Here is a 2,080-nt window from a genome sequence, read left to right as displayed (position 1 = left end):
ATACGGGCCTGGAGCCGGCTCCGAAAAAGAGCTGATTGCTGGTTCTGGGGCAAGTGGGTCGTTTTGCGGGCGCTTACGGAAAAACGACATAACGCGACGGCGCATCTCCTGGTCTTCTATGCCGAAAAAGAAGGCGAGTCCGGCATGGTTCTCGAGATATTCGATATCACTGGGCGTCCCACGGAACTGGAACATGTATTGTTCGCAAACCGCGCTGGGGATGTAGTGCGTCTCATCTTCGGTCACGCAGAGCGATAAATCCTGTATATCTGTAGTATGCAGGGTCCACCATCCCAGGCTGGTAACGGCGACAAGAAGTAGAGCAATGGCTGAGGCGATAAGTCGTTTCATGCAAGTTCATTCATGCCTGCTGCTCTGGATGGGATGATGTTTTCCGGAGGCGAGAAGCGCTACACTGAAGTTTCAGCGATCGCAGCGCCAACTTGCCACCTTTTCTTTTAGAAGTTCGTCGACCTGGGAGTGATAGGGCAGGTTTTGTTCGTGCAGTTCGTAGGCGAACCGGACCTCACCAATCTCCAGATATTCCCGCATACATTTGAGCACGTCCTCGCCGCCCCAGGATGTTTCGGTACAGTAGCCCCATTTCCTGTAATCACCGTCGTCTTTCTTCAGAACTTCGCGCAGCTGCCACGCCTCCTGTTGGGGTTCACTTAGAACCAGTTCGGGGACGGAAGGAAGCGGTTCCGACTGCTTGGGCTTATCAACTTCCAGATTGTTTTGCGCCGGTGACAGTTTAACGTAGATCGATTGGAACCTTGGGTTATCCTCAGCAATGTAGAGCTTTTCGTGATAGCCGGGGATTTCGGCGCCAACCTCCTCTTCATCGATTCGGACGTTAATATCGAATCCCTCTGACGTGTCGTAATTGCTATCCGTATTTGCGCCTGCCGAGGGTAGCCGAACGGCATATTTCTCGGGTACGCAGAGGTCGGTTTTACCGACTCTCATGGTGCCGTCTTTTGCTCCGCCAGCCTGGGCAACCATCCAGATTCCTGTAATAAGGACTGGAATCGCCACCAGGGCTTTCAAGCTGGTCTTTTTTGTCAGCATTCCCTGTCTCCGGATTCTTTAACCATCTCTTTATGGCGCAACATCGCAGTCGTGACAATATAGGTTGCCGTACATTTCCAGTTCCCAGCTGTCGGGAATAGTCTGGACCCATGTTCCACCATAGTAGTCCGGCGGAATGTTGAAGTGATCAAAAGCCTGATGATGATATTCAGCCATCTGTCTAAGGCTCAGAAGTCCTGGTACGTTGCCCAGCTGCTTTTTGTAGTCGAGCTGGACCGCCCGGCGATGGTGTTTAGCAACCTGAACACCAACCTCCTCAATTTTTTCGCGCATATTGCCCGTGAACCCAGCTTTCTGCAGACCAACTGAGAGGTTAGCCACTGTGCTGCGGGCCATGAACTCCCAATATGCGTACCCCCTGTGACTCCAATAGTCTTTGCTGCCTTGGGCAACTGCTCTTTTAAGGGCATCCATATCCTTGCACCAAAGGGCATAACCGATGCGTGCGACAGGGTCTTCTTTTTTCAGGCGGCTTAACCAGAAGCGCGCCAAGTATTCCCGTCTGCGCTGCGGGCTGGCGTCAGCTTCTTTGATGAATCTGTGTTCCTGATGGGAAATGGACAGATTGGTCATAGGGCAGATCTCCTTATCTGTATTCGGGCAGGATGTTCTCGGACGTCCATGTTTTCGCCGAAGATTACTGAGGGCTCCTGGTATTGTCAATATTGAACGCATAATGTTGTGGGGCCGGTCTCGTGCCCATCAGGAACCTCCTGGAGTTTCCTTTTTGTTTCATATTGTCCTCACCTGAAAAATCGCTGCTACGCTCAAGGAAAGCACCACCCGCCGCAAACCCGGCTACCCCCGGGAAGCCCTCACGCGCACAGGATGCCGGATACACCAACAAGGACAACGCGCAATGATCACGCTCCCGGATTGCGTTACCCGTGGCGAAGTCGCCCGCCTCATCCCCAATGCCATCAACTTAAGCAAAACCACCCCCACCAGCAAGCTATATCCGCGATCAGCGTACCCGGTGTGACAACGG

3 protein-coding genes are annotated in these 2,080 nt (G+C 52.9%); all 3 read right to left on the bottom strand.

All coding sequences use genetic code 11. The annotated features are described in order from the left end of the window. A partial coding sequence (locus AC1RQI_RS16705) for a hypothetical protein (RefSeq protein WP_481905743.1) occupies window positions 1–351 on the bottom strand: 351 nt, incomplete at its 3' end. Window positions 352–423: 72 nt separating this feature from the next. Then, window positions 424–1,071 carry a hypothetical protein gene (locus AC1RQI_RS16700; RefSeq protein ID WP_481905742.1) on the bottom strand — a complete coding sequence of 216 codons (648 nt, stop codon included), beginning with the start codon at window positions 1,069–1,071 and terminating at the stop codon, window positions 424–426. A gap of 30 nt (window positions 1,072–1,101) precedes the next feature. Then, window positions 1,102–1,665 carry a hypothetical protein gene (locus tag AC1RQI_RS16695; RefSeq protein ID WP_481905741.1) on the bottom strand — a complete coding sequence of 188 codons (564 nt, stop codon included), beginning with the start codon at window positions 1,663–1,665 and terminating at the stop codon, window positions 1,102–1,104. Window positions 1,666–2,080 lie beyond the last annotated feature (415 nt).

The organism is Salicola sp. AFF1, assembly GCF_056783195.1.
The sequence above is the reverse complement of the archived record's forward strand: the minus strand, read 5'-3'. Positions and strand labels throughout refer to the sequence as shown.

Coding starts and splice junctions, on each gene's coding strand:
- AC1RQI_RS16700 (WP_481905742.1), bottom strand. CDS start 1,071: ATGCTGACAAAAAAGACCAGCTTGAAAGCCCTGGTGGCGATTCCAGTC.
- AC1RQI_RS16695 (WP_481905741.1), bottom strand. CDS start 1,665: ATGACCAATCTGTCCATTTCCCATCAGGAACACAGATTCATCAAAGAA.